Source organism: Pseudomonas sp. B3G-3 (genome assembly GCF_028640915.1).
Taxonomy (GTDB): Bacteria; Pseudomonadota; Gammaproteobacteria; order Pseudomonadales; family Pseudomonadaceae; genus Aquipseudomonas; species Aquipseudomonas chlororaphis_I.
Window position 1 is genome coordinate 1 of sequence record NZ_JAQZAB010000092.1, and the last position, 2,857, is coordinate 2,857.

Annotated in this window: 1 protein-coding gene; it reads left to right on the forward strand. The window is 61.3% G+C overall.

Going from position 1 to position 2,857, the window contains the following annotated elements; all coding sequences use genetic code 11:
- Positions 1-2,857, forward strand: a 2,857-nt coding sequence (locus PVZ80_RS11200; protein ID WP_273863898.1) for a hemagglutinin repeat-containing protein, incomplete at both ends; no start/stop codon positions are given.

Consider the following 2,857-nt stretch of genomic DNA (forward strand, 5'->3'; position numbering starts at 1 on the left):
GCACCTCGCTGACCTCCGAGCAGGTCGCGGCCCTGACCCACGACATCGTCTGGCTCGAATCGCATCAGGTGAATGGCGAGAACGTGCTGGTGCCGGTGCTGTACATGGCCCACGCCAACAACCGCCTGGCCGCCAACGGCGCGCTGATCGCCGGGCAGGACATCAGCCTGATCGCCGGCAAGGACCTGCTCAACGCCGGCACCCTGCGCGCCACCAACAACCTCTCGGCCAAGGCCGGCAACGACCTGGTCAACAGCGGGCTGATCGAAGCCGGCAATCGCCTGGACCTGCTGGCGGGCAACAACCTGGTGAACAAGGCGGGCGGTATCATCGCCGGTCGCGATGTGAACCTGAGCGCGCTCAACGGCGACCTGATCAATGAACGCACGGTCACCAGCCACCAGAACAGCGGCGGCGATCTGCAACAGCGGCGTGACTTCCTCGACAGCGCCGCGCGTATCGAAGCCGCCAACGACCTGACGCTCAAGGCCGGTCGTGACTTCAACAACGCCGCTGGCGTGCTGCAAGCCGCGCGCGACACCACCATCAACGCCGGCCGGGATGCCAACCTTACCGCTGTCGAACAGCAGGACAACGAGACTCGGACCAACTCCCTGCACACCAGCACCAGCCAGCACGGCTCGGTGCTCACCAGCGGTCGCGACCTGACAATCAACAGCGGCCGCGATCTGTCGGCCATCGCCAGCCAGATCGACGCCAAACGCAACCTCGCCATGGCCGCCACCGGCAACCTGACCCTGGCCTCGGCGGCGGACGAGCAGCACTCGTACTCCAGTTCCAAGAAGTACAAGGGCCAGTCCGACAAGGTCAGCCAGGTCTCCACGGCGGTGACCGCGGGTGGCAGCGTGGCCCTCAGTGCCGGCAAGGATCTGGAGCTGATTGCCAGCCGGGTGAGTGCGGGGGATGAGGCGTATCTGGTGGCCGGCGGCAACCTGGCGCTGGAGTCCGCGGAAGACAGCAACTACAGCTTCTACAGCAAGACCAAGAAGAGTTCGTCGGGCAAGAAGAGTCGTCTCGACGAAACCGCCAGCACCACCAACATCGCCAGTTCTGTCACCTCGGGCAATAACAGCGTGTTGATCGCTGGCAACGACTTGCTGGTCAAAGGCAGCGAAGTCGCGGCAGACAAAGGCGCTGCCCGGCTGACGGCGGGTAATGACGTGCAAATCCTGGCCGTCAGCGACTCCAACAGCGCGCGCCACGAGAGCAGTAAAAGCAAAAGCAGCTGGGGCGGCCTGAAGGCCAGCAAGGTCCAGGACAAACTGGCGGAAACCCAGACCAAGGCGGTCGGCAGCATCATTTCCGGCAACACCGTGGACGTGGTTGCCAAGCACGATGCCACCGTCACCGGTTCCGCGCTGGTCAGCACCAAAGACCTGAGCGTACAGGCCGGCAATGACCTGACCATCGACGCGGCTGAAAACACCTTCACCCGCAGCGAGCTGCACAAGCAGAAAAACCGCGACCTGATGGGCGTACTCACCGCCAACAACCTGGGCGTGGACGACATCACCGGCAACCAGCACTTGTCGATCAGCAGCAGTAACCACACCGGCAAGGCGGCGCAAACCACCTTGACCGGCAGTACCGTGGGTTCGAGCGAAGGCAGTGTGAAGCTTGAGGCGGGGCGTGAGTTGAAGGTGGTGGCCAGTGATTTGGTCAGTACCAAGGATATGAGTCTTACCGGTTCCAATGTGACCATCGCCGCGGGTCTGGAAACAGCCACGCAAAGCAGCACCGACAGCTCGAAGAGCCTGGCGGTCGGTCGTGTCGTGGGTGGCATGGTAGTCGATACGGTCAAGAGCATTCGCAATGACATCCGTGCGGCCAAGGATGCCGATGATAGCCGCCTGAAGGCGGTCAAGAGTGCTCAGGCATTGCTCTCTGCCTATAACGCGGTCGACAGCTTCAGCGCCGATGCAGCGAATCAATCCCAAGGCAAGCCAGCCAACAGCAGTGGTTCGCTTATCAAGATTGGGACTGAGTTGGGTTCGACCCGAAGCAAAAGTACCAGCGAATACAGCAGTGAAACGGCCAAGCAATCGAGCTTGACCAGTGGTGCGGGTCTGGTCATTTCGGCGGTAGGGGACGCGCCGGGTACCCGGGGCGATATTCATGTCGTGGGTAGTAGCCTCAAGGCAAAAGACACGCTGTTGATGGCGAAAAACGACATCACTCTGGAAAGCGCGCAGGACCGTGCGCAATGGGATAACCAGAATCGCAACAGCAAGACCAGTATCGGCGCCAGCTTCAATATTGGTGACCAGAACGGCTTCACCCTCGATCTCGGGGCGCAGATGGCAAAAGGCATGGGCACGGGCCACTCGGTCACCCAGGTCAACAGCACGGTGGATACTGGCCTGCTCATGCTGAAAAGCGGTCAGGACACCACCTTGGCGGGGGCGCAGGTACGAGCCGATACCATCAAGGCGGAGGTAGGCGGCAACCTCAATATTGCCTCCCGGCAGGATGAAGCCGATCAGAAAAACCGGCAGACCAGTGGCGGTTTCGGCGCCAGCATCTGTGTTCCGCCGTTCTGCTACGGCTCCATGGTCAGCGCCAGCGGCAATATCGCTGGTAGCAAGATGGACAGCAATTACCAGGCGGTGACTGACCAGACCGGGCTGTATGTAGGTAAAGGGGGATACGACATTTATGTCGGGGCCAATACCCAGCTGCAAGGCGCGGTGATTGCCAGTGAAGCCAGTGCCGACAAGAACCATCTCGACACCGGTCGCCTGATCGTCAGCGACATCAAGAACACCAGCGACATCAAAAGCCAGTCGGCCAGCCTGAGTGCTTCTTACACCAGCACCAAATGGGACAAACCGGGACA